This window comes from Streptomyces sp. NWU339, assembly GCF_003143855.1.
In the GTDB taxonomy this organism is placed as follows: Bacteria; Actinomycetota; Actinomycetes; order Streptomycetales; family Streptomycetaceae; genus Streptomyces.
In genome coordinates, this window is record NZ_QFRK01000006.1 from 89,097 (window position 1) to 112,977 (window position 23,881).

A 23,881-nucleotide genomic window follows, 5' to 3' on the forward strand; every position below is an offset into this window, starting at 1 on the left:
CGGTCGCTTCCTCCGGGACAAGAGCCCCTACGCCACCACCGGCCGCGCGATGCCGCTGTGCAGCAGGTGCCGGGCCTGCCGGGCGCCGGCCCCCAGGCTCAGGGCGAGGCGGGAGAGCAGCTCGTACAGGCGCCGGACCGTCTCCAGGCGTTCCAGGCGCGGTGCGAGGGCCGAGAGGGCGATGGCCAGCGTCACGCCTGTCAGGGCCACGGGCCCCAGCGGGGTGCAGCCGAAGAAGTGGCTGACGCCGGGGGTCTGGACGAGGGCGGCGAGCACCGCGGCGGAGCCCAGGGCCGTCGTCCACACCAGGGGGCTGTGCCGGCGGCCGGAAAGGGTCTGCACGAGTTGGGCGCCGACCACGCCGCACAGGGCCATGGTGGTGGAGCGGCGGTTGCTGCCGGGAGTGAGGCGGCCGATCAGGTACGCGGTGACCGCGCCGAGGCAGGTGGTCACGCCCCGGCGCCGGATGGCGCGCAGCAGGGGGGTGCCGAGGACGTCGAGGCCCATCGGGCCGGTCTCGGCATGGGCCGCCGTCGACGGATCGTCGCTCGGGGTCACCGCCACCGCCATCGCCGGGAACATGTCCGTGAGCAGGTTGACCAGCAGCAGCTGACGGGTCGACAGCGGTGAGGAGCCGGCGAGCAGGGTGCCCAGCACGCTGAAGCCGACCTCGCCCGCGTTGCCGCCGATGAGGATGCTCACCGCGTCGGCGACGCTGCGCCACAGCGCGCGACCCTCGCGGACCGCGTCGACCAGGACCGACAGGTCGCCGGTGGTGAGGACGAGGTCGGCGGCGTTGCGGGCGGCGGCCGAACCGCGCGCCTCGATGCCGACGCCCACGTCGGCGGCGCGGATCGCCGCGGCGTCGTTGGCGCCGTCGCCGGCCATGGCCACCACCCGGCCCGCCTGTTGCAGCGCCTCCACCACATGGAGTTTCTGCTCGGGCGCGACCCTGGCGACGACTCCGGCACCATGCAGGGCGCGGACCCGGTCGCGGCGGCCCATGGCGACCAGTTCGTCGCCGGTGACCACCTCGGTCGCCTCCGGCCAGCCCAGTTGCAGGGCGATCGCGCGGGCGGTCTCCGGGTGGTCGCCGGTGAGCATGACGGGCAGGATGCCGGAGCGGCGCAGCTCCGTGAGGAGGGCCTGCGAGGTGTCGCGCGGGACGTCCGCCAGGGCGATCAGCCCGACGAACTCCAGATCCGCGAGGTCGGCTTCGAGTTCGGCGGTGGCGTCCGGGCCCCGGCAGGGCCGCCGGGCCACGGCGAGAACGCGCAGCCCCTGCCCCGCGAGGGTGTGGGCCGTTTCGGTCGTCTCGTCGGGCAGGTCGCGGCAGGCGGGGAGGACCGTCTCGGGGGCCCCCTTGACCACGAGGAGGTCACCGGCGTCCGAGTGGGTGCCGTCGTTGTCCCGGCCGACGGCGGCGGCATAGCCCCGGCTGGCCTCGAAGGCGAGCTCACCGCTGGGCGCCCAGGACCCGTCGGGCGGTGCGGCGTCGAGGACCGCCTCGTCGGTGGCGTGCGCGATCCGGCGGCCCTGGCCCGTCTCCACCTGCGGGCAGGCGCGGGCGGCCAGCCGTACCACCGGCACGGCGGACTCGGCGCCCGGGTCGAGGACGGTGCCGTCGGCGGTGGCGACCCGGACCAGGCGCAGCCGGTTCTCGGTGAGGGTGCCGGTCTTGTCGAAGCAGACGGTGTCGACCCGGCCGAGCGCCTCCAGCGTGCGGGGCGTGCGCACCAGGACGCCCCGCCGGGACAGGCGGCGGGCCGCCGCCATCTGGGCGACGGTCGCGACGAGCGGCAGTCCCTCGGGGACGGCGGCGACGGCCACCGCGACCCCGCCGCTGACGGCCTGCCGTACCGGGCTGCCGCGCAGCAGCGACAGCCCAGCCACCAGTGCGCCGCCGGTGAGGGTCACCGGCAGCGCCTTGCGGGTCAGTTCCTGCAGCCTCGCCTGGACGCCGGCGGGCGGTGGGGTGCGGGCGGCGAGCGCGACGGCGCGGCCCGCCTCGGTGCGGTCGCCGGTGTCCACCACCAGCGCGACGGACCGGCCGGCCACGACGGTGGTGCCCTCGAAGACCATGCAGGTCCGCCCGCTCACCGGCGCGCCGGGAGTGGCGTCGACGTCCTTGGCCACGGGCAGGGACTCGCCGGTGAGCGCCGACTCGTCGACCTCCAGCCCGTCCACCTCCAGCAGTCGTGCGTCGGCCGGTACGACGTCGCCGGCGGCGAGACTGATCCGGTCGCCGGGCCGCAGCCGGACCGCGTCGACGGTGACCGTGCGCCTGCGGGTGTCCTGCCGGCGTGCCTTGGGCTGCTGGCGGGCGGCCAGCCGGGCGAGCGCCTGTTCCGCGCGCAGCCGCTGGAGTCCGCCCGCCACGGCGTTGAGGTCCATGGCGCCGACGACGAGCAGCGCGTCGACGAGCGAGCCGAGCAGGGCGGAGGCGACCGCCCCGGTGGCCAGGACGGGCGTGAGGGGGTCGTCGAGTTCCCGGCGGACGGCACCGGCCGCCTGCCAGGTCCAGCGGGCCGGGGCCGCCACGGGGGTACGGGCGAACCGGGCCGCCCGCCGGCGGGACCGGTCGACGAGCAGGGCGAGACCGCGGGGTTCAGCGTCGGTCGCGGGGCTGCTCAGCCGGTCGCGCGCCTCGTGCGGCTCCAGCGCGTGCCAGGGCACGTGCAGCCGGGGTTCGGGCGGCGTGGCGCGGGCCACGCCGACGGCCTCGGCCCAGCCGGAGAGCAGGGCGCCGGCCGCGGCGATGTTCACCGGGGCGTGCCGGGTGAGCCGCCGCCAGGCGCGGCCGCCGGGTTTGCCGCCACGGGCCACCATGAGCCCCGACAGGGCGGCGCCCGCGCGGGCCAGGACCTGCGAGCGGCGGCCGACCCGGCGGACCGCCGGAATGGCCGTCAGCAGCCGCCACACGTCGGCCGTTCCGCCCGGGGCGAGCACGTCGGCTCCCCAGGCGACCGCCGACCGCGCGTCGGTGAGGGCGACGGCCACGTCACCGGCGGACAGCCCGTCCGCCACCTCGCCGTCACCGGGTTCGGCCACACGGGCGACGCTCACCACGATGTGCCCGTCGTTCTGCAGCGCCCGTACGACGTCGCCGAGCGGCATGTCCGCCGGGGCCGCCTCGTCCGCGAGCCGGGTGATGTCCTTCAGGTCGGAGCCGCCCGTGATCACGACGTACAGCCCGGCCCGGCGGGCCGCGTCGAGGACGGCTTCGGCGAACGGGTCGACCGGGTCGTCGAACGCGGCGGTCCCGCCGTCGGCGTCCGGGGTGCCCGGCGGGCGGCTGCGCAGGACGTCGGCGTGCAGGACGAGGGAGTCGGCGATCTCCAGCTGGCGCAGCCGCTCCCCACTGCGTACGAGCATCCCGGACCGGGCGAGGAAGGTGCCGAGGGCCGCTTGGAAGGCGGCCGGGCCGTAGCGTGCCGCCTTGGGGGATCCGGCGAGGACGGCTTCGGCTGCCTCCTGGGTCTCGTGCGTGACGAGGAGGGCGGCGGCGGCACCGGCCAGGCTGCCGGTGCCGGCGTTGGCCGCGTAGGCCTGGGCGGGGGTGACCCGCAGCGGTGGGCGGCTGTCGGTGGGACCGGGGACGCTGGCGCGTTCCTCGGTGCAGAGGTCGTCGTGCAGCGCCTCGAAGGCCGCGGCCCGGGCCACCGCCTCGGTCAGCTGGCCGGTCCGCAGCAGCCCGTCGAGGACCAGGGACATGGGCGACTGTCCGGCTCCATGGGCGGCGGCGTTGGCGGCGGCGAGGACGAGTTCCCTGCCGTTCCAGCCGAACCGCTGCCGCAGCAGGGCGCGGAAGCGGGGGTTCTCACGCATCAGCGTGACGGCGGCGGTGACCGTCCTCGGGGTCCGCGGCAGGCCCAGCGAGCGCCCGGCGAGGGCCCCGGCCGCACCGGCGGCGTCCAGCAGCAGCGCGGCGGCGCTGACCCGTACCTCGCGGGGGTCGCCGGGGTGAGGGGTCTCGTCCTCCTCCGGATCGGCGTCCTCGGTCAGTCCGAGGCGCGCGGCGAGCGCGACGGCCCGCTCGGCCACCCGGTCGCCGGCCGCGTCCTTCGCCACCGTCACGACGAGGCGGGTCAGTCCCTCGTCCCAGTACGCCGTCAGCACGTCGGGGTGGTCGAGGAGTTCGTCGGCCGCTTTGCGGGCGAGCGGGCCGACGTCGCCGCCGGGATTCCGCAGCGCCAGGTGGACGCGGTGTCCGGCCCGCCAGTGCCGGCCGCCGTCCAGGGCGTTGCGGGCGACGTTGCCGATGCGGTGCGTCGTGTCGTGGACGGACGTCATGCCCCGGGCGGTGCTGCGGGCGGCGCCTGCGGCGGCCCCTGCCACGGCCCCGGCGAGGGGGGCGACGTCGAAGCGTGTGAGCATCTGGAGGTGTCCCGTGGTCCTGGATCAGCCGGTCTGCGGGTCGTGTGCGCCGTCCCGGCCCGGGTGGCGCCCGGTGTGCGGTTCGTGGTGCGCGGTGGCTTCGGCGACCTGCTTGAGCGCGGACGCCGTCGCGGTGTCACCCACCTTGGCGGGTTGTTCGTGCACGTGGGGTTCCGCCGGTTCGTGCCGGTGGCGGGAGGGGCCCAGCCGGTCGCCGGGGCCCTGGTCGGTGGGCGGTCCGGGCGCGGGCTCCGGTTCCGTTCCGGTTTCCGGGCGGTGCATCCCGTGCTCGCCGGGCGGTGCCGCGCCGTTCGGCGACTCCGTCTCCGGCGGCCGGGCCGGACGCTGCTGGGTGAGCCAGGCGACGGCCGCGCCGGTCAGCGCCACCGGCCACTCGACGACGCCGGCCACACCGAGCACGCCGGCTCCGGCGTAGACGGCCATGCGGCGACCGCGCGGGGACACCGCCCCGATCGCGTCCAGCGCACCGCCGGCCGCCTTCCCCACCTGCTCCGCGCCCGGCACATGCCGCAGGCCCGACGCCACGGCCCTCAAGGGCTGCGGAAGACCCGACGAACGAGACGTGTCCTTGCTCATGTCGTTCATGTCGTTCACCTCGTTCATGTCGACCTCCGCAAGCGCATCACCCAGGGGCACCCATCGGCTTCCCTGCCTTGTGGCCCATATTCAGCCGTGAACGGCCGGAGCGCTTTTCCTGTTCACCCGAGGTGGTCCCGTCGCCGCCCCGCCGCACGGACAGCGGTCCCCGCGCCTCGTACCTCCGCCGGTGTCGGACCGGGTGCCCCGGGTACTCAGTGCACACACAGCGGTCGGCCCGTCTTCGGGGCAGGGGCAGGGGGCCGCGGCCGTGCGGATCGTCCGGTCGGGCGAGGGAAGAGGACATGACAGGGGAACAGGGGAGAGGACATGACGGAGAACGGCGACGGCGCCCCGCTCGCCCGGCGCCCGGGGACCCCCGGTGTCCGGCCGGCCACGGACGCGCCCGACCGGACACCGGCACGCACCGGGGAGGAGAACAGCGAGCTTCCCCGCGACCGCAACCAGGCCATCCTGGAGGCGGCCAAACAGGTCGGGTCGATCCTCAAACGGAACGGGCACCGTTTCGCACTGGCCGGCAGCGTCGCCGTGCACGCCCATGGCGGCAGCGGGAACCTCCAGCACGACGTCGACTTCTGCGTCCGCCCCGAGGACGCCGACTCCGTGGCCGCCACACTCCACGAGGCCGGGCTGACGGTGTACACGCCGCCGGAGGACTGGCTGATCAAGGCCACGTGTTTCGGCCAGGACGTCGACATCATCTTCGAGCTGGCGCACCGGCCCGTCTCCACGGAGATGCTCGACCGGGCGGAGGAACTCCCGGTGGAGTCGGTGCGCATGCCCGTCCTGGCACCGACCGACCTGCTGTGGAGTCTGATCGCCGCCTTCTCCGAGCACCACCTCGACTTCGGCGCGGTCCTGCCCATCGCCCGGGCCCTGCGCGAGAAGGTCGACTGGGACCGGGTGCGGCGCGACTGCGGGGACGAGCCCATGCCGGCCGCCTTCTTCTTCCTGTTGGAACGTCTGGACGTCATCCGGGCGCCCCGCCCCCCGGACACCCCGTCGTCCGGGGAAACCGTCGTCCGTGAGCCCGCGGAAGGAGCATCCCCATGAGCAGCCGAGGTGCCGAACCGGCGGGTGGCGTGCCCCCGGCGCAGAGCCGGGAGTACCGCGTCGCCCATCTCCAGGACCGTCTCGCCGCCGGGGAGCTCGGTGAGCTCGGCGTACGGATCGAGGTCCGCGGCGAGGCCGTGCTGGTCACGGGGGCCGTTCCCTCGGCCCCCGCCCGCGAGGAGGTCCTGCGCGTCGTGCGCGAGGAGCTCGCCGGGCTTCCGGTGCACTGCGACGTCGTGGTCAACGAGACGTCGTCGCCCGACCAGGCGGAGGAGCTGACATGATCCGGGTCGCCGCTGTCGGAGACATCCACATGGGGCCGGACAGCCAGGGGTTGCTCCGTCCCGCGTTCGACACCCTGCCCGACTGCGCCGACCTGCTGCTGCTGGCGGGCGATCTCACCCGGCACGGTACTCCGGAGGAGGCTCGCGTGGTGGCCGAGGAGATCCGGGACCTCGCCGTCCCGGTGGTCGCCGTGCTCGGCAACCACGACCACCACGACGACCACCCGGACGAGGTCACGGCCATCCTGCGGGACGCCGGCGCCCGGGTCCTGGAAGGCGAGGGGACGGTCGTGCGCAGTGGCGGCACACGCATCGGGGTGGCCGGCACCAAGGGGTTCGGGGGCGGGTTCGTCGGGCGCAGCGCCGGGGAGTTCGGCGAGCCGGTGATGAAGGAGTTCGTCCGGCACTCGCGCCGGTGCGCCGACGGGCTGCGGGCGTCCCTGGAGCGGCTGGGCGCGGAGGGCTGCGACCTCCGGATCGCCCTCACCCACTTCTCCCCCGTGCCGGAGACCCTGGCCGGGGAGCCGCTGGAGATCTATCCGTTCCTGGGCAGCTACCTGCTGGCCGAGGCGATCGACACGGCCGGCGCCGACCTCGCCGTGCACGGGCACGCGCACGCCGGTACGGAGCACGGCATGACCGGCGGAGGCGTCAGGGTGCGCAATGTCGCCCAGCCGGTCATCGGTCGCGCCTTCCACGTCTACCATCTGCCGGTCCCAGAACGCGTGAGCACGTCAGCGGGTACCGAAGCGTTCGGCTGAACACAGCCGCGCACCTCGCTCGTCCAGCGTCGTCGGCCCGTTGCCGGCGGCGCTTCCGTATGACCACACCCGGCGCCTGCCGTCGCGTCCTGGTACTGCACATGGCCCATCCCCCGCACCAAAGCGCGAAATCGGCGCGCTCCTGGCATCGCATCGGGCGCCGCGGGCAAGGCCTAGGTCCTGTCCGGCGTTTCCTGCCGGACCGGTCCGCGAAGTCCGGCGCCGGGGTGCCTCCCACGCCCTTCAGGCAGTGAGGGAGCGTCGCAGGGCGGAGGGCCGTCCTCGTACGGGACGTACGCGGGCGGGCCCGGCAGCGCGGCGGGGTGCGGCAGCGGGCCCGGCGGAAACCGCCGGACAGGTCCCGGGCTCGCGGCGGCCGACCTCCGAACGAAGGAGACGTACCGAATGGCCCTCAGACACGCCCGGACCGCGCGTCGAGCGGCCCTGGCCGCTCTCGGCGGCCTCGTCCTCACCGGCCTCCCCTCCGTCGCGGCGGCCGGACTCCCGCCCACGGCGGGACTCGCGCCCGGCGCCGCCCGGCCTCTGGGCGGCGACGCCGACCGGCCGGCGGCGCAGCTGCTCGGCGCCCTGCGGCGCGACCTGGGGCTGACCGAGGCCCAGGCGTCCGAACGGCTGGCCAACGAGGCGGAGGCGGGCACCCGCGCGGGCCGTCTGCGCATCGCCCTGGGCGAGCGGTTCGCCGGCGCCTGGGTGCACGGCACGGCCTCCGAGAACCTCACGGTCGCGACCGTCGACGCCGGGGACGTCCCCGCCATCGAGGCCCAGGGTGCGACGGCCTCGGTCGTCCGGCGGACGCTGTCCGACCTCGTGGCGGCCAAGGCGAAGCTGGACGCGGCGGCCACCCGGGTCCAGATCCTGGACACGCCGGTGTGGTACGTCGACGTGCCGAACAACCGCATCATGGTGCAGGCGAGGAGCCAGGCGGCCGGCACCGCCTTCGTCGAGGCGGCGGGGCTCCAGGACTCGGACGTCGGCATCCACCCGACGACGGACTCACCGCGCCTGATGCAGGACATCACCGGCGGCGACGCCTTCTACATCAACGGCACCACCCGCTGCTCCGTCGGATTCTCCGTCACCGGGGACGAGCAGCAGGGCTTCGTCACCGCGGGCCACTGCGGCGCGCCCGGCGCGGTGACGACCGGCTACGACCGCACCGCCCAGGGCACCTTCCAGGCCTCCACGTTCCCCGGCAAGGACATGGCGTGGGTGGCCACCAACGACCGGTGGACGGCCACGCCCGGCGTCAAGGCGCAGGACGGTCAGGAGGTGCAGGTCACCGGATCGGTGCAGGCGCTCGTCGGTGCCGCGGTGTGCCGGTCCGGTTCGACCACCGGATGGCACTGCGGGACGATCCAGCAGCATGACACGAGTGTCGCCTACCCCCAGGGCACGGTCGGCGGGCTGACCCGGACCACGGTGTGTGTCGAGCCGGGCGACTCCGGTGGGCCGTTCGTGGCGGGCGCCCAGGCGCAGGGCGTCACCTCCGGCGGCTCCGGGAACTGCACCAGCGGTGGCACGACGTTCTACCAGCCGGTCAACCCGATCCTCAGCGACTTCGGCCTCGTCCTCACCACCACCGCCCAGGCCACGACACCGGCCCCGGCCCCGCAGGACGGTGGCGGCCAGGAGTGGACCGAGGGCCGCGTGTACGAGGCCGGAGCCGTGGTGGCCAGCGACGGCGTGCGCTACCGATGTCTGCAGAGCCACCAGGCCCAGGGCGCGTGGACACCGGCCGAGACCCCGGCCCTGTGGCAGCGCGGGTGACCGCTTCACATGGGCTGCGGTGAAGCTCCGGGCGGCCGGGTCGTCCATGGCCGCCCGGTGCCCTGCCGACGCGTCCGGACACCGCGGGGCGAACGGGCGGCCCCGGCCGGTGTGGCCCAAGCCACGCCCCGAAGGAGACCGGGGCCATATCCGGCCGGGTGCGCCGGAAGCTACCGTTTCCGGGCAGAAGTCCTTGACCCCACCAGCTCGGACGGCCCGGCAGTGAAAGCAGATCTCTCCCCTGTCATCGCGGCGACCACGCAGTGGCTGACCCGTTCCTTCCCCGCCTCCGGCGGAGCGCTCGCCTCCGCCCTGTGCGAGGTGCAGGCGCGGCAGGCGGTGACGGTCGCCGCGTGGCTCCGGTATCCGACGGCGATGGACGCCGCTCTGGTCGGCCTGGCGGGCCCGGGCGGTTCGGCACGGCTCGACGGGGTCACCGGAGTCGACAGCGGCACTGACTCCGACCCGGAGGCCCCGGACGACACGGACGCCTGGCGCACCTGGGTGGACGAGGTCGTGACCAGCTGGGCGGCCTGCCTGCTCGCCGACCCGGACATGGCCTCCCACGCCGTGACCGCGCTCGCCGGGGGAACTCACACCACCGGTGCGCCGACCGAGTTCCGGCGGCTGCTCGCACCCGACGAGACCGACCGGAGGGCAGCGGCGCTGCTGCGCCACCCCGACCTGCTGGCGCCCGTGGCCGAGCTGCACCGCTCCCATCTGCTCGACCGTCTCCGTCCGGACCACACGCTCACCGCCTGACGCCGGGCCCCGTACGCGCCCTCCGCCCGGACCGCTTGCGGCGGCCCGGGCAGGTCCACGGACGGCGTCAGCCGAGCTTGCCGCGACCGCTCAGCGCGTCGCGGAGCCGGTCGACCAGGCCGGCGCCCGGTGCCAGCAGCTTGTTGGCCGGGGGCTTGTCCGGGGCGGCGGGGTGCGGCCGGGTCGGGGCCGTCTTCTTGGCCTGCCGGACCTTGTCACCGAGCTGGTCGAGCTGTTCCGGGGAGCAGGACGCGCGCAGCTTGGGGAACAGGTTCTGCTCCTCGTCGGCGATGTGCTCGCGGATCTCGCCCATCAGCATGCCGACGAGCCGGTCGAACTCGGCGTCCTCCGCGTCGCGGCTCTCCAGGTCCTTCATGACCTGCTCGGCCTTGGCGTGGTCCGCGAGCTCCCTGTCGGCCAGGGTGTTCCCGTTCTCCACGTACTCGCGCACGGCCGGGTAGAGGTAGGCCTCCTCCGCCACCGAATGCCGGACGAGCTCGATCGTCGCCTGGTCCGCGTACACCTTGCGGTCCTTGTGGCCGGGCGGCAGGTCCTCGATCTTGCCGAAGAGATCCTCGACTTCCCGGTGATCGGTCACCAGTTCGTCGATGACGTTGCCTCCGTGTCCCATGTTCTTCACCTCCGGATCGTGGTGGCACCCGGCCGGGTCCACCCGCCTCTGGGTTCCCCGGGCTCCGGGGGGCTAACGCGATCCGGACCCCCGTCGGCTCCCTCACCGAACCGACGGGTCCCGGGTCAGCCGGGCAGCTTGGCCCGGACGCGGGCGGCCACCGCGGCGGGGCGGGCTCCCGCCCGGGCGGCGTGCCGCACCAGGTGGGCGTCGCGCCGCAGTTCGCGGGCCGTGTGACGGCCGCGCCACAGCAGCGAGGGGGCGGCTCCGGTGTCGTCGGCGGTGATCAGCAGACCGCCGAGCATGGCCAGGTTCTTGAGGAAGTGGATGCGCTGCTGGACACGCTGGGCGGGGTCGTCCTCCTCCCAGAAGCGGTGCCCGGCGAGCGTCGTGGGCACGAGCGTGACCGCGAGTGCGAGCGCGGCGGTGCGTGGGACTCGTCCGGCGGCCAGCAGCAGCCCGGCCACGACCTGTACGGCGCCGTTGAGCCGTACGGTCTGCTCGGTGCGGTCCGGGAGCACGGCGACGCGTTCGGCGACGGGCCGGACGACGGGCTCGGCGACCGGGACGACGGCCTTGGGGTTGCGAACGGATTCCAGGCCGCCCGCGACGAACATCGATGCCAGCATCGGGCGGCCGACGGCGCGCAGCAGACTCATGGCCTTCTCCTGGTGGGTATCGGGGGTCTCGGGAGTATCAGGGTGCTGTCGGTGGGGTCCGTGGTGCGGGTCGCCGGGTTCCCCCGCGGGAACGGGCCATTCGGCGACACCTGCTCCGGTGACGGCGGACGGTGCCTCACCAGAACCGGTTCGTGAGCGCGGGCCGGCGGACCGCCTGGACGGCGTCGCGCAGGCTCAGGGCGACGCCGATGGTGGCGCGCAGCGCCGACGGCCGTACCGTCTGGGCGGTCTCGGTGGCCAGGACGAGCAGGCAGGCCGCGGCCTGTTCCACCACGGAGACCGGGAGGGTGTAGTCGCTGTCGGCGGCCGCGCGGAAAGCCTTCAACGGGATCCCGGCCCCGTCGACGGTCCGCTTGGCGGCCTGCTCCAGGTGCTGTGCGGCCTGGTCGCACACGGAGGCTGGCAGGGTGAGGGTACGTTGGAACGATGCGCTTGTCATGACTCGATTGGTCCCCGGAACCGGCCCGTTCGATCGGCGGGCAGCGCGTTTTCACCGTCCTGCGTGACGAGTTGTGACAAGTCGGGGGGCGAGTGCCGGGCGCGAAGGGGCGCACGACGCGAACGCCCCCGGGCCGGCCCCGTGGCGGGGCCGGCCCGGGGGCCGGTGACCTGCTCAACGGTTCACCACGTGCCGTTCGTCGGGGACGCAGTGGGTCATCGTCAGTCCCCGCACGTCACGCGGCGGGTTGTCGCCCAGGTTGGCGAGCCGCTTGCGGTCCTCGTCGGTGAGGTCCTGGCCGGCGAGGGGCTCCAGACCGGCGACGTCCCCCGGAGCGATGCCGAGTCCGTCGCCGACCCGGCGGCCGAGCTCGTTCTCGACCAGCAGGAAGTGCCACACCATGCGCTCCTGCACCGGCCGGTCGCACTGGGAGATCAGGTCGACGAAGTTCTTCACCAGGTCGTCGCGCTCCCAGTCCTCCATGAGCATGTAGCGCTGGCCCGCCTGGAGGTAGTCGTTGGTGCGGGGGATGCGCTTGCGGGTGAGGTAGCCCCGGATCTCCGGGCCCTGCTCGTCGTGCGACGGCTCCTTGGCCTCGCGCAGGCCACCGATGAGCGACGGCTCGTAGTTGACCTGGGGGCTCTCCTCCGTCTGGCCCGCGAAGTAGGTCATCTGGCCGTCGCGTTGGTTGGTGTTCACCTCGGCGGCCTTGGCCTGGTTGACGGGGAGCTGGAGGTAGTTCGGGCCGACCCGGTGGCGCTGGGTGTCGCTGTAGGAGAAGGTCCGGCCGACGAGCATCTTGTCGTCGGAGAAGTCCAGGCCGTCGACGAGGACACCGGTGCCGAAGGAGATCTGCTCGTTCTCGGCGAAGTAGTTCTCCGGCATCCGGTCGAGCACCATCCGGCCGACCGGCTTCGGCGGGAAGTCCTGCTCGGGCCAGGTCTTGGTGTCGTCGAGCGGGTCGAAGTCCAGTTCCGGGTGGTCGTGGTCGTCCATCATCTGGACGAGCAGTTCCCACTCCGGGTGGTCGCCGCGCCCCACCGCCTCGTAGAGGTCCTTGGTGGCGTGGCCGAGGGAGCCGGCCTGGACGTTCGCGGCGTCCTCCTCGGTCATGGATCGGACGCCCGCCTTGGGCATCCAGTGGTACTTGACGAGCTTGGTCTCGCCCTCGGTGTTCACCCATTTGTAGGTGTTCACGCCGAAGCCCTGCATGTGACGGTAGTCCGCGGGGATGCCGCGCGGACTGAACAGGTTGACCAGCATGTGCATGCACTCGGGCGTCTGCGACATGAAGTCGAAGATGCGCCGCGGCTGCTGCTCGAAGGTGACGGGGTCGGGCTTGAGGGCGTGGATGACGTCCGGGAACTTGATCGCGTCCCGGATGAAGAAGACGCCGAGGTTGTTGCCGACGAGGTCCCAGTTGCCGTCCTCGGTGTAGAACTTCACGGCGAAGCCGCGCGGGTCGCGGGCGGCCTCGGAGGAGTCGCGTCCGCCGATGACGGTGGAGAACCGGACGGCCACGTCCGTACGCTTGCCGCGCTCCTGGAACAGCAGGGCCCGGGTGTAACGGCTGACCGGCTCGTCCCCCCAGGTGCCGTAGGCCTCGAAGTGACCGTATGCGGTCACTCCCCGGGCGTGCACGACGCGCTCGGGGATGCGCTCCCGGTCGAAGTGGCTGATCTTCTCCAGGAACTGGTAGTTCTCCAGCGTGGCGGGCCCGCGGGCGCCGACCGTGCGCTGGTTCTGGTTGTCGTGGACCGGATGGCCCTGCCGGTTGGTGAGTACCTTGCGGTCGTCGCCCGGGGCAGGACCCCGGCTCGAAACGTCCGTCATGTTCGTGGACTCCTTCGGCTGCTCATGGCTGGTGGCGGGCCGGGACACGGTGGTGTGTGGCCGTGGGCCGGCCGTCGCGGCCGGTCCGGGTGGTGTGTTCCTCCGGTGTCCCGGGCTCGCGGACTGCCCGGCTTCCGGGGCCGCGTGGTCGCTCACGCGGCCCCGGAGGCCGGGGCCCGCTCGCGGAACCTCCCGCCGCCGAACGGCCTGGCCGCGCGCATCGCGCGCGTCCCGCCGGTGGCGTGCGTACGAGGGCCATGCTGCCGTGCATCGCGGAGAGCGGCGACTCGGAGCGACGGCGCGCACGCCCGCGGCGCGCGGGTCGGTGCGAGAACGGCGGGCCGTCCGCGGCCGCCACGACTGTCATGGGACGGGCCGGCGGCGGGTCCTGGTGGGAAAGACACGCGGGAGCGCGACCGGTCCCCCGTTCCGGTCGTGCTCCCGCGGCAGGGACGAACCTATGTGAACGGCGACACGGGTGTGTATCGCACCGATGCCCGCTGCGCCGACCACAGCACTCAGCCGTGCACAAGTGAGTCCGATAAAACCCTTTTCACCCCGCGCGGTCGGCCACGGAACCGTCGAAAATCCGGTCCGTCGTTCACCCGGATGAGGGCGCCGGCGCGGGGCCCGTGAACACCGGGTGCTCGAGGTCTCCCAGCGCCAGATGGGCCAGCACGACCTCGTACAGGTCGGTCCCGGCGGCCAGCAGCTGGCGTTCCAGGACCGGCTCGGAACTGCGTACGTGCTCGCGCACGGTCTGCGCGTGGACGCCCAGGAGCTGCGCGGCCCGCTCGGCGTTGACGCCGGCGGCGATCCAGGTACGCAGCGTGCGCCGCAGGGGGCGGGCGTCCCGGTCCAGCCGTTCGAGCAGCCCTTCGGCCCAGGAGCGTACGGCGGGCCCGGACACCAGGTGCGTGAGCCCCGGGGCGGGTGTCGCGCAGGTGCCGCCCGCCCGTCCGTCCTGGAGGTTGATCTGGGTGTGCAGCGCCAGGTGCACGACGGCACGGGCGGTGACGTCGTCGAAGTCGGTACCCAGCATGGTCTCGACGCGTTCCATGCGGGCGCGCACCGTGTTGCGGCTCACGCCGAGGATCTTGGCCGTGTTGACGGCGGTGAACTCCAGGCCGAGGCGGGTGGTGGCGAGGAGCTCGGCGCGGATGTGGTGCGAGACGGCGTCCAGTGGGCGCAGCAGCCGGGCCGCCCAGCCGCGCAGGGCCGCAGGGTCCATCAGCCGCTCGGGATGGGTGCGCTCGGCGTAGACCGCCGTCTTGTCCGGGCGGAAGCGCGCCACGGCGAGGGCGCTGACGGCCTGCCCGTACGCGGTGGCGGTCCGGGCCAGGCTCTGCCAGACGCTGCCCCCGAGGAAGATGTCCGGGTGCCGTTCGACCAGGGACTTCAGTTCGCCGGCGGTGGCCTCGCGGGGGCTGACGACGATCACGTGCCCGTCCATGGCCGGGCACCGCACGACCAGGGCCTCCTCCCGCGTGGTGTCCAGGCACTCCTCCGCGAGGCGGTCGCGGTGGGCTGGCTCCGACTCGACGACGTAGACGCATGCCGTGTCGGCGTCGAGCAGGCCCGGCCAGAGTCCCGCGGCCACCCGGCGGGCGGCGACGGTGTCCTCGACCATGAGGAGTTGAAGGATCGCCAGCCGCAGGTCGGCGCTGGCCCGCCGCAGCCGCTGCCCGGCCGCGGCGGTCTCGCGGGCGGTCAGCAAGAGCTCGACGACCTGGGCGGTGTGCGCGACGACGTCGGCACTGTGCCGGTCGAACGGGGCGTCTCGGGAGACGGCCAGTGCCCAGACCTCGAAGGGGTGCCCGACCTTCACCAGGCGCAGGTGGTGCTCGCCGTCCTCCCAGGCCGCAGAGGCGATCCGGCCCGAGGTGACAGCGGCGACGAGGTCCTCGTCCAGCGGCAGCCCGGTCCCGGCGACGAGGGCGCCGGAGGCGTCCCGGAGAGCCACCGACGCGTGCACGGTGCCGGCGAGCCAGTCGACGATCCTGCGGACGTCACGGCCCGTCGGCCGCAGGTGCTCCAGCAGTTCCCGTGCCCACCCGGGTTGCTCCGATCGCTCCCCTGCCGTCGGCTCCGGCCGCCGGATTCCGTCCCTACGGGCTGCCACCTCGGTCTTCCCCTCGTTCCGCCGGCCGTCTTCCGCCCGGCCCCGGACGTTACCCCACCGATGCGTCGAGCTCACCATGGCCGGACACAGTGTCCAGGGTGCCCGGCCGTGGCGCGGGCGGGCACCGGCCGGGGTGTGCGGTCCTGCCGCCCGGGCGGCATAAGCTCGGTGAATGGCGAAGTACTTCGACGTGCACCCCGACAACCCCCAGCCGCGCACCATCGCCCAGATCGCCGGCAGCATCCGCGCCGACGCCCTGGTCGCGTACCCCACGGACTCCTGCTACGCACTCGGCTGCCGACTGGGCAGCCGGGAGGGCATCGAGCGGATCCGTACCATCCGCAAGCTGGACGACCGCCACCACTTCACTCTGGTGTGCCGGGATTTCGCGCAGCTCGGCCAGTTCGTACGGATCGACAACGACGTGTTCCGCGCGGTCAAGGCGTCCACGCCGGGCAGCTACACGTTCATCCTGCCCGCGACGAAGGAGGTGCCGCGCATGCTGCAGCATCCGAAGAAGAAAACCGTCGGCGTGCGCATCCCCGATCACGTCGTCACCCAGGCGCTGCTGGCGGAGCTCGGCGAGCCCCTGCTCTCCAGCACCCTGCTGTTGCCCGGTGAGGACGAGCCGATGACCCAGGGCTGGGAGATCAAGGACCGGCTCGACCACCAGGTGGACGCGGTGCTCGACTCCGGGGACTGCGGCACCGAGCCGACCACGGTGATCGACTTCTCCGGCGGCGAGGCGGAGATCGTACGGCGGGGCGCGGGCGACACCTCACGGTTCGAGTAGGGGCGGTCGGGGGCGTGGGGAGGAGACACGGACGTGATGAGCAAAGAAGCGTCTCCTCGCCCGAGTCGACCCGGATACGGCCGAAGTGCCGGTCCCGTGTCGTGTCAGGATGGGCTTGATCCGTCCCGTGCCGCGGGCGCGGATCCCGGCCGACATCCCGTAGGAAGGCGCCTGCCCGTCATGACCGCCGTACAGGGAACCACCGCTCACATCGCCACCGAGGACGGCACCGCCGACGCCTATCTGACGCGTCCCGCCGACGGCGCTCCCCGCCCCGCGGTCCTGTTCTACATGGACGCCTTCGGGCTGCGTCCGGGGCTGCGGGCCATGGCCGACCGGCTGGCGGAGTCCGGGTACACCGTCCTGGTGCCGAACGTGTTCTACCGTCACGGGCCCGCTCCCGTGACCGAGCTGCCCGAGTTCATCGACCCGCGGGCACGGCCGGAGATCTTCCGGCGCATCGCGCCGATCATGCAGGAGCTGACGCCGGAGCGGGCCATGCGCGACGCCGACGCCTACCTCCGGTGGCTGGCCGGCCACCCCGCGGTGGCGGGCGGTCCCGTGGCGGTGACGGGCTACTGCATGGGCGCGGTGCTCTCCCTCCGCACGGCCGGCACCTACCCGGACCGGGTGGCCGCCGCGGCCGGGTTCCACGGGGCCGGGCTGGCGCCGGACGCGCCGGACAGCCCGCATCTGCTGGCCGACAGGATCACCGCGGAACTGTACTTCGCTCACGCCGACCAGGACCCGTCGATGCCCGAGGAGCAGATCGAGCGTCTGGAACAGGCGCTGACCGCGGCCGGGGTCCGGCACCGCTGCGAGGTGTACGCCGGAGCCCGCCACGGTTACACACAGGCCGACACCGCCGCGTACGACAAGGAGGCGGACGAGCGTCACTGGGCCGCGCTGCTGGACCTGTTGAGCCGCGCCTTCTGAGCGGCCCTTGAACGGGGGCGGACGGCTGATCGGCCGGTCACCAACGTCCCGGGGCGGTTCCGGTGATCGGCTCCGAGGGGCGGCCGTCGACACCCACCGGCACGTCACCGGTCAGCATCACCCGGTGCATGATCCGCGGGTGGCCCAGGTGGGCGGCGTCGCTCGGAGCCAGGTGGATGGTGGCACGGTTGTCCCAGAACGCCACGCTGCCCGGCTCCCACCGGAAGCGCACCGTGTACTCGGGCCGGGTCGCCTGCTCCAGCAGCATCTCCAGGACGGCGTGGCTCTCCGGCCGGGACAGGCCGGTGATCTGCTCGACGTAGTAGCCGTTGACGAACAGCACCCGCTCCCCCGTCTCCGGGTGGACCCGCACCACGGGGTGCTCGGAGGCGGTCTGGTGGTCCAGCAGGTGCCGCAGATACGCGTCGCCGCCGGGCCGGGGCTGGTAGCCGACCCCCAGCCGGTGCTCGGCGCGCAGCCGGTCGGCGAACTCCCGTACCGGAGCGGACAGTCCGGCGTAGGCGGCGGCCAGATTCGACCAGGTGGTGTCGCCTCCGTAGGGCGGGACGGTCTCCGCGCGCAGGATCGTCGCGGCGGGCGGATCGACGCGGGCGCCGTGGTCGCAGTGCCAGCCGCGCAGCAGGGTGTGGCGGCGACGCCGCAGCCATTCGCCGTGCTCCATGCCGAACCGTCCGCCGAGCTCCAGCCGGTCGGCGGTCGTCTCGATCTCGGGGAAGCCGGGCGGCGAGGCCTTCCCGCGCCGGGGGAGCACGACCGGCTCACCGAACCGCCGCGCCAGCGCCACATGTCCGGCGTGGTCCAGGCGCTGTCCGCGGAAGAACACCACCTTCCAGCGCAGCACCGCCGCCCGGACGGCGGCGATCACGGCGTCGTCGGGCTCGTCGGCGAGGTCGACGCCGGTGATCTCGGCACCGATGTGCCCGGCGACCGGACACACCTCGACACCGGCGTTCCTCTCGACGTCCTCCCCTCCGCCCGCCCCGCGCTCCGTGCTCCCTCCGCCCGCCCCGCCCACACCGCTTCCGCCCGTCGTCATGTGCGCCCTCTCCGTCGATCTGTACGGATCCCGCCGATTCATACGAGTGCGTGCCGTCCGTCCGGCCCGCCCGTCAGGTTGATCATTGGCCGTCCGGTCGGTGAGGCTGGAGGGTGACGGCACTGTCCATGGGAGGGTCCCCTCGTGATCAGCATCCCGAACCACACACTCAACGACGGCACGACGATCCCCGCCCTCGGTCTGGGCACCTGGCCGATGGACGACGCACAGGCGGAGCAGTCGGTGACGGCGGCCCTGGAGATGGGCTACCGCCTCGTCGACACGGCGACGAACTACCGCAACGAGACCGGCGTCGGCCGTGCCGTGGCCCGCGCCGACGTCCCGCGCGAGGAGGTCGTCGTGACGACGAAACTCCCCGGTCGCCACCACGGCTACGAGGAGACCCTCGCCTCCTTCGAGGAGTCCCGCGCGCGTCTCGGGCTGGAGTACGTCGACCTGTACCTCATCCACTGGCCGCTCCCCCGGGTCGACAAGTACGTCGACTCCTGGAAGGCCATGATCAAGCTGCGTGAGGACGGGCTCGTACGCTCGATCGGGGTCTCCAACTTCACCCCCGCCCACATCGAACGGCTGGAGAAGGAGACCGGGGTGCTGCCGTCGGTCAACCAGGTCGAGCTGCATCCGTTCTTCCCCCAGGAGGAGCTGCGCTCCTACCACGCGGACAAGGGCGTGCTCGTCGAGAGCTGGAGCCCGCTGGGCCGGGGTTCACAGGTGCTGGACGACCTGACCGTGGCCTCGGTGGCCGAGGCCCACGGGGTCACACCGGCCCAGGCGGTGCTGCGCTGGCACATCCAGCTCGGCGCACTGCCCGTGCCCAAGTCGGCCGATCCCGGACGGCAGCGCGCCAACCTCGACGTCTTCGGCTTCGAACTGGACGCCGCCCAGATGCGGGCCATCGCCGACCGGGCCCACCGGCGCATCGGCGGGGACCCGGAGGTGCACGAGGAGTTCTGACCGCCCCGTCCCCGGGCCGCCGGCGAACTCCGCCTGCCGGCCCACGTCGTCACCGCTGCCGCGGTCGCCCGCTCACGATCGGCCCTGCGTACCTCCGGCGACCCCGCGCGCCCACAGCACCAGTGGCACCTGCAGGAGCAGCCGTCCCCAGGCCGCGGCCCGCTGCGGTGTGGGGACGGCGGCTCCATTCGACGGCCATCGTCACATGGGCGGGGAACACCCCGACGAAGAAAGCCGCCGTGGCCGGCGCGGCTGCCTTACGGGTCTGCGGCAGTGCCACTCCGGCGGTCGGCGCGAGCTCCGCGGCGCCGCTCGCGTAGGTCCAGGCCCGGGGCGAGCCGGGCAGGGAGCGCGGCACGATGGGGGCGAACCGGCGCGGGGCCGTGAAACGGGTGGCGCCCGCGACGGCCGGGAGGCCCGCGAGCAGCAGGGGCGAGCGATCGGACCGGAGCATGGTTCCTCCTCTGCCGACCCGCCGCACGGCCTTACCGGACAGTAAGTATGCAGGGGCACCGGGCCTCCCGTTCGTGCCGGGGTCGGCGCGAACGGGACCGGGCGGCGCAGGCCGAAACCGTCGGGCCGCGCGCCCCGTCCGGATCTCACGCCCGAGAAGGCGTCCGCCGGCATTCCGGACGAGATGGAGTGATCCGGTAACGGCTCGTCGAGTGTTGGGCAGCGCTTCACCATCGGTACGCCCGTGGCCCCTTGGCACGGAAGTGCACAACCGGGATGCTGAACTCCCTTGCTCCCCACAGCCGTTGGGCTGCGCCCGGACCATGAGGAGGACGCAGTGTCGTCGAGCACGTTCCGAACGCACCGCAGGAGATGGCTGACCGGTCTCGCCGGCGCCGTCGCTCTCGTCGTCGCCTTCCCCGCCACCGCCTTCGCCGCTCCGCCGCCGGCCCTGCCGGCGAACGCGGACAGTCTCGACCAGACCTTCCAGCCCGCCTACGACTACGACACCGACGGGTGCTACCCCACACCCGCGATCGGCCCGGACGGAGCGATCAACCCCGGGCTCAACCCGACCGGCGCCCTCAACGGCAACTGCCGTGACGCCCCGGACCTGGACAACACCAACGGCTACTCGCGCTCGAAGTGCAACAACGGCTGGTGCGCCATCGTCTACGCCCTGTACTTCGAGAAGGACCAGGCGCTGCCGGGCATCAGCCTCGGCGGCCACCGCCACGACTGGGAGCATGTCGTGGTGTGGGTGCAGAACGACACCGCCCAGTACGTCGCGACGTCCAACCACGGCTCGTTCTCGATCCACGCCCGGTCGGCGGTCCGCTTCGACGGGACACACCCGAAGATCGTGTACCACAAGGACGGCATCAGCACGCACTGCTTCCGGCTCGCCGGTCCGGGTGACGAACCGCCGGAGAACCACAAGGGCAGCTGGCAGTTCCCACCGCTGGTCGGATGGAACGGCTATCCGGCCGGACTGCGCGACAAACTCGTCGCCCACAACTTCGGCAGTGCGAACTTCGGCCTCAAGGACGGGAGTTTCGCCTCCCATCTGACCGCGGCGAAGCCGGCGGGCATACCGTTCGACCCGAACGCCTGACCCCTGCTTCCGGACAGCTGACCGCCCGTCACCGGGGGGGCCGGACGGATCCCCCGTTCGGACCCCCAACCGGTCCGTACGGCAAGGGGATTCGAGCGGAAGGGTCTATCGTGTCGCCATGCCGGTCCCCGAACTGATCCGAATCGTCTCCCGCGACTCACCCATGGCGCTCGCCCAAGTAAAACGCGTCCAGGATGAGTTGGCGGTCGCCCTGCCCGGTGTGCGCACCGAGGTCGTCCCCGTGCGGACCACCGGGGACAAGTGGCTGGGCGACCTGTCGCAGGTGGAGGGCAAGGGCGCGTTCACCAAGGAGGTGGACGCCGCGCTGCTGGCCGGGGAGGCGGATGTCGCGGTGCACTGCGTCAAGGACGTGCCCGCCGACCGCCCGCTCCCGGCGGGTACCGTTTTCGCCGCGTTCCTGAAGCGGGACGACGTCCGTGACGCGCTCGTGCACCCGGGCGGACTCACTCTGGACGAACTCCCGGCCGGGGCCAGGGTCGGCACGTCCGCGGTGCGCCGGGTGGCGCAGCTGGCCGCCACCCACCCGCACCTCCGGTGCGTGCCGTTCCGCGGCAACGCCAACCGGCGGCTGGCGAAGCTCGCCGCCGGTGAGGCGGACGCGCTGCTGCTCGCGGTCTCCGGCCTGGAACGCATCGGCCGGGACGACGTGATCAGCGAGGTCCTCTCCCCCGAGACGATGATGCCGCCCATCGGCGCGGGCATCCTCGCACTGCAGTGCCGTGAGGGCGACACCGGTCTCATCGACGCGGTCAGCGTCCTCGGCCACCCGGACACCCATCGGGAGGCCACCGCCGAGCGCATGTTCCTGCATGTGCTGCAGGGGAACTGCAACAGCCCGATCGCCGGGTACGCACGAGTCGACCGGAGCGGCGAACTGTCGCTGCGGGCCTGCGTCTTCACACCGGACGGCAAGGTGCGGCTGAACGCCCACGAGTGGGCGGGCCGGCTGGATCCGGCGACGCTCGGCACCTCTGTCGCCGTGGCCCTGCTGCGTCAGGGCGCCCGCGAGATCATCGGCAGAATCGCCCACTGACGGCGGATCAGGCGGTGCCCTCCTCCGCCTGGTCCCGGAGGAACGCGCTCAGCTGGTGCGCGAGGCCCTCCCTGGCCCCGCCCCCCGGGGCCCCGGCGGCCCCGTCGTGCACGGCGATGGCCCCCGACCACAGGCGGCGGCCGGTCCACTCCTCGTCGGCCCGGAGCTGGACCTGGACATCGACATGACTCAGGGACGCCTCGGGGGCTGCCGCGTAGAGCACGGCGGTGGCGCGGCGCAGCGGATAGACGTCGAATCCCTCGATGAACTGTGAGTTGCGCCAGTCGATGAACGCGCTCTCCCCGTCGGGCCCTGTCCGTACGTCGACCTGACCGTCCTCGAGATGAATCCCGAATTTCCGCTCACCACGGTTCTCGACGGTCACACGGACGCTGAAGTACGTCAGTCCTTGGGCGGCGTCGTCCCGTCCTCGGGGCGGTTCACCCGATTCCAGACGGTGGACGCAGACCCGCAGACCGGCATGCTCGTCGTACTCCTGCCAGTCCCCGACCACGTTCGGCTCGTACACGGTTCACCTTTCCACTTCCGTCGCTGCTTCCTATCCGTGGGCTCCCGGCACTGTCAAATGCGCGGAATGCGCCGTGGTCAGGTGGTTCATCCCCTCTGATCGCTGATCAAGCGCTGCGCTGGAACGATCCGCCGGACCGGCCGTCCGGCCCGGACCGCGGCGTGCCGCACATCACGTCCCGTGGCGCGATCACATCGACGGGCCCAGGGGCGGGCCGCGCCACCGGCGTACGACGCGAGCCCGCCCGCGTCCCGGCCACCGACCGGCTCCCCCGAGCCTTCCGGAACTTCACACAATGAATTTCCGTGATTTCACAGCGTGCGCCTGTCGCACATTGCCTCGCATTCCCGCGAATTCCCGCCCCGGAAATTCGATAAGCAGTTTCACCGGCGCGGCGTGGGGGAATGAAAGGGCCAGTGCTTCGGACCGGAGGCACGACCGTGGGAACCGGCTCGCCGCCCCGGGACCTCCTCCGTGCGGTCCGAGCCCGCGCTCCCACGGTGCCCGTCCACCCGGCACCTGCTCAGGGAGGTGCGCGTCATGCGTATCGCCGGCAGCACCACGAAGCCGCATCCCCACCACGACGCACCCGACACCGCCGAGGACTTCCTCCGCCTCGCCCGGCTGCCCGAGGGCCCCGAGCGCAAGGCGCTGCGGGACGAGCTCGTCCGTTCCTGGCTGCCCATGGCCGAGCGGATCGCCGTCCGCTTCCGGGGGCGCGGTGAGGCTCTGGAGGATCTGTACCAGGTGGCGGCTCTGGGCCTGGTCAAGGCGGTCGACCACTACGATCCGGCGCGCGGCAACGCTTTCGAGGCGTACGCCGTGCCGACCGTCACCGGCGAGATCAAGCGTCACTTCCGGGACCACATGTGGACCCTGCACGTCCCCCGCCGGGTCCAGGACCTGCGCAACCGGGTACGGCACGCCGTGAAGGAACTGACGCAGACCACTCCCGGCCGGACCCCGACGACCGCCGAGATCGCCGCGTACGCGCAGCTGACCGAGGACGAGGTGCGTACCGGCGCGGAGGCCCTCGAATGCTTCTCCGCGCTGTCGCTGGAGGCCGAGATGCCCGGTACGGACGGCTACGCGCTCGGGGACTCGCTCGGCGGCCCGGATCCCGCCTACGACACCGTCGTCGACCGGGTGGCGGTCCGGCCCTGTCTCGAGGCACTTCCGGAGCGCGAGCGGCTCATCCTCTATCTGCGGTTCTTCCGGGGCATGACGCAGAGCAGCATCGCCGAGCTGCTCGGCATCTCGCAGATGCACGTGTCCCGGCTGCTCAGCAGCTGTTTCGCCCAGGTACGCGAGGAGCTGCGGACGGAGGCCGGCTGATCCGGTCCAGGACCCTCTCCAGCTCAGCCCCTATCCCCGGCGGCAGCACACCGGTGCTTCCCCAGCCGACGATCGTCCCGGCGATGTCGCGGAGTTTGACGTTGGTGTGCTGGGAGACCTCCTTCAGCACCGTCCACCCCTGATCGGGTGACACCCGCCCGATCGCGACGATCACACCGATCGCCTGGTCCACCACCGCGTGCGAGACGACCGCCTCCTTCAGCTGCTGCACCTCTTCCTCCAGCCGGAGGATCCGGTCCGCGTCCGCGTCCCCGTCCGTGGGCATG

General features: G+C 73.1%; 21 protein-coding genes and 1 pseudogene. 11 read left to right on the plus strand and 11 right to left on the minus strand.

The window, feature by feature from the left end:
- Positions 1 to 27 precede the first annotated feature (27 nt).
- Positions 28 to 4,377, minus strand: coding sequence for a cation-translocating P-type ATPase (locus DIZ27_RS09775; protein WP_109377948.1), 4,350 nt, complete (start codon positions 4,375 to 4,377; stop codon positions 28 to 30).
- A 24-nt stretch (positions 4,378 to 4,401) separates the two neighbouring features.
- Positions 4,402 to 5,001 carry a hypothetical protein gene (locus DIZ27_RS45630; RefSeq protein WP_258308314.1) on the minus strand — a complete coding sequence of 200 codons (600 nt, stop codon included), beginning with the start codon at positions 4,999 to 5,001 and terminating at the stop codon, positions 4,402 to 4,404.
- Between the two features lie 303 nt (positions 5,002 to 5,304).
- On the opposite strand from DIZ27_RS45630, the gene DIZ27_RS09785 reads away from it, so the two are divergent.
- The 5 genes from DIZ27_RS09785 (at position 5,305) to DIZ27_RS09805 (ending at position 9,643) form a co-directional block, all read left to right on the plus strand.
- Positions 5,305 to 6,048: a nucleotidyltransferase family protein gene (locus DIZ27_RS09785; protein WP_109377950.1), complete on the plus strand. Its 744-nt coding sequence runs from the start codon at positions 5,305 to 5,307 to the stop codon at positions 6,046 to 6,048.
- Entirely contained in the window at positions 6,045 to 6,332 is a 288-nt protein-coding gene (locus DIZ27_RS09790; RefSeq protein WP_109377951.1) for a hypothetical protein, read from the plus strand. Before DIZ27_RS09785 ends, DIZ27_RS09790 begins: the two co-directional genes overlap by 4 nt.
- Positions 6,329 to 7,093 (plus strand): metallophosphoesterase, encoded by a 765-nt coding sequence (locus tag DIZ27_RS09795; protein WP_109377952.1) that lies wholly within the window; start codon positions 6,329 to 6,331, stop codon positions 7,091 to 7,093. The genes DIZ27_RS09790 and DIZ27_RS09795 overlap by 4 nt, the downstream gene beginning before the upstream one ends.
- Positions 7,094 to 7,498: 405 nt before the next feature.
- Positions 7,499 to 8,881, plus strand: a complete 1,383-nt coding sequence (locus tag DIZ27_RS09800; RefSeq protein ID WP_109377953.1) for an alpha-lytic protease prodomain-containing protein — start codon at positions 7,499 to 7,501, stop codon at positions 8,879 to 8,881.
- A gap of 222 nt (positions 8,882 to 9,103) precedes the next feature.
- On the plus strand, positions 9,104 to 9,643 hold the full coding sequence (locus tag DIZ27_RS09805; RefSeq protein WP_109377954.1) for a hypothetical protein: 540 nt from the start codon (positions 9,104 to 9,106) through the stop codon (positions 9,641 to 9,643).
- Between the two features lie 67 nt (positions 9,644 to 9,710).
- Here DIZ27_RS09805 and DIZ27_RS09810 read toward each other — a convergent pair whose 3' ends face one another.
- The 5 genes from DIZ27_RS09810 to DIZ27_RS09830 form a co-directional block, all read right to left on the minus strand.
- A complete protein-coding gene (locus DIZ27_RS09810) occupies positions 9,711 to 10,274 on the minus strand; it encodes a hemerythrin domain-containing protein (RefSeq protein ID WP_109378094.1) in 564 nt (187 codons plus the stop codon).
- A gap of 125 nt (positions 10,275 to 10,399) precedes the next feature.
- A complete protein-coding gene (locus DIZ27_RS09815; protein ID WP_109377955.1) occupies positions 10,400 to 10,933 on the minus strand; it encodes a DoxX family protein in 534 nt (177 codons plus the stop codon).
- A 136-nt stretch (positions 10,934 to 11,069) separates the two neighbouring features.
- Positions 11,070 to 11,393, minus strand: a complete 324-nt coding sequence (locus DIZ27_RS09820) for a hypothetical protein (protein ID WP_109377956.1) — start codon at positions 11,391 to 11,393, stop codon at positions 11,070 to 11,072.
- Between the two features lie 174 nt (positions 11,394 to 11,567).
- Positions 11,568 to 13,226: a catalase gene (locus tag DIZ27_RS09825; RefSeq protein ID WP_109377957.1), complete on the minus strand. Its 1,659-nt coding sequence runs from the start codon at positions 13,224 to 13,226 to the stop codon at positions 11,568 to 11,570.
- A 601-nt stretch (positions 13,227 to 13,827) separates the two neighbouring features.
- Positions 13,828 to 15,348, minus strand: a complete 1,521-nt coding sequence (locus DIZ27_RS09830) for a helix-turn-helix domain-containing protein (RefSeq protein ID WP_258308315.1) — start codon at positions 15,346 to 15,348, stop codon at positions 13,828 to 13,830.
- A gap of 172 nt (positions 15,349 to 15,520) precedes the next feature.
- Between DIZ27_RS09830 and DIZ27_RS09835 the strand changes: the two genes are divergently transcribed.
- Together DIZ27_RS09835 and DIZ27_RS09840 are read left to right on the plus strand one after the other, a co-directional pair.
- On the plus strand, positions 15,521 to 16,141 hold the full coding sequence (locus tag DIZ27_RS09835; RefSeq protein WP_181383462.1) for an L-threonylcarbamoyladenylate synthase: 621 nt from the start codon (positions 15,521 to 15,523) through the stop codon (positions 16,139 to 16,141).
- Positions 16,142 to 16,321: 180 nt separating this feature from the next.
- Positions 16,322 to 17,077, plus strand: coding sequence for a dienelactone hydrolase family protein (locus tag DIZ27_RS09840; RefSeq protein WP_109377959.1), 756 nt, complete (start codon positions 16,322 to 16,324; stop codon positions 17,075 to 17,077).
- A gap of 37 nt (positions 17,078 to 17,114) precedes the next feature.
- Here the strand turns inward: DIZ27_RS09840 and DIZ27_RS09845 are convergent, their stop codons facing one another.
- Positions 17,115 to 18,134, minus strand: coding sequence for a TauD/TfdA family dioxygenase (locus tag DIZ27_RS09845; protein ID WP_258308316.1), 1,020 nt, complete (start codon positions 18,132 to 18,134; stop codon positions 17,115 to 17,117).
- Between the two features lie 144 nt (positions 18,135 to 18,278).
- Between DIZ27_RS09845 and DIZ27_RS09850 the strand changes: the two genes are divergently transcribed.
- On the plus strand, positions 18,279 to 19,109 hold the full coding sequence (locus DIZ27_RS09850; protein ID WP_109377960.1) for an aldo/keto reductase: 831 nt from the start codon (positions 18,279 to 18,281) through the stop codon (positions 19,107 to 19,109).
- Positions 19,110 to 19,181: 72 nt separating this feature from the next.
- Here the strand turns inward: DIZ27_RS09850 and DIZ27_RS09855 are convergent.
- A pseudogene (locus DIZ27_RS09855) lies at positions 19,182 to 19,563 on the minus strand (hypothetical protein).
- A gap of 336 nt (positions 19,564 to 19,899) precedes the next feature.
- On the opposite strand from DIZ27_RS09855, the gene DIZ27_RS09860 reads away from it, so the two are divergent.
- Entirely contained in the window at positions 19,900 to 20,676 is a 777-nt protein-coding gene (locus tag DIZ27_RS09860) for an NPP1 family protein (protein WP_109377961.1), read from the plus strand.
- A gap of 118 nt (positions 20,677 to 20,794) precedes the next feature.
- Entirely contained in the window at positions 20,795 to 21,730 is a 936-nt protein-coding gene (gene hemC, locus DIZ27_RS09865; RefSeq protein ID WP_109377962.1) for a hydroxymethylbilane synthase, read from the plus strand.
- A gap of 7 nt (positions 21,731 to 21,737) precedes the next feature.
- Here the strand turns inward: hemC and DIZ27_RS09870 are convergent, their stop codons facing one another.
- Positions 21,738 to 22,259: a hypothetical protein gene (locus DIZ27_RS09870; RefSeq protein WP_109377963.1), complete on the minus strand. Its 522-nt coding sequence runs from the start codon at positions 22,257 to 22,259 to the stop codon at positions 21,738 to 21,740.
- A 540-nt stretch (positions 22,260 to 22,799) separates the two neighbouring features.
- On the opposite strand from DIZ27_RS09870, the gene DIZ27_RS09875 reads away from it, so the two are divergent.
- Positions 22,800 to 23,594, plus strand: a complete 795-nt coding sequence (locus DIZ27_RS09875) for an RNA polymerase sigma factor SigF (protein ID WP_109377964.1) — start codon at positions 22,800 to 22,802, stop codon at positions 23,592 to 23,594.
- Here DIZ27_RS09875 and DIZ27_RS09880 read toward each other — a convergent pair.
- A complete protein-coding gene (locus tag DIZ27_RS09880) occupies positions 23,542 to 23,880 on the minus strand; it encodes an ANTAR domain-containing protein (protein ID WP_181383463.1) in 339 nt (112 codons plus the stop codon). The genes DIZ27_RS09875 and DIZ27_RS09880 overlap by 53 nt on opposite strands.
- Position 23,881 lies beyond the last annotated feature (1 nt).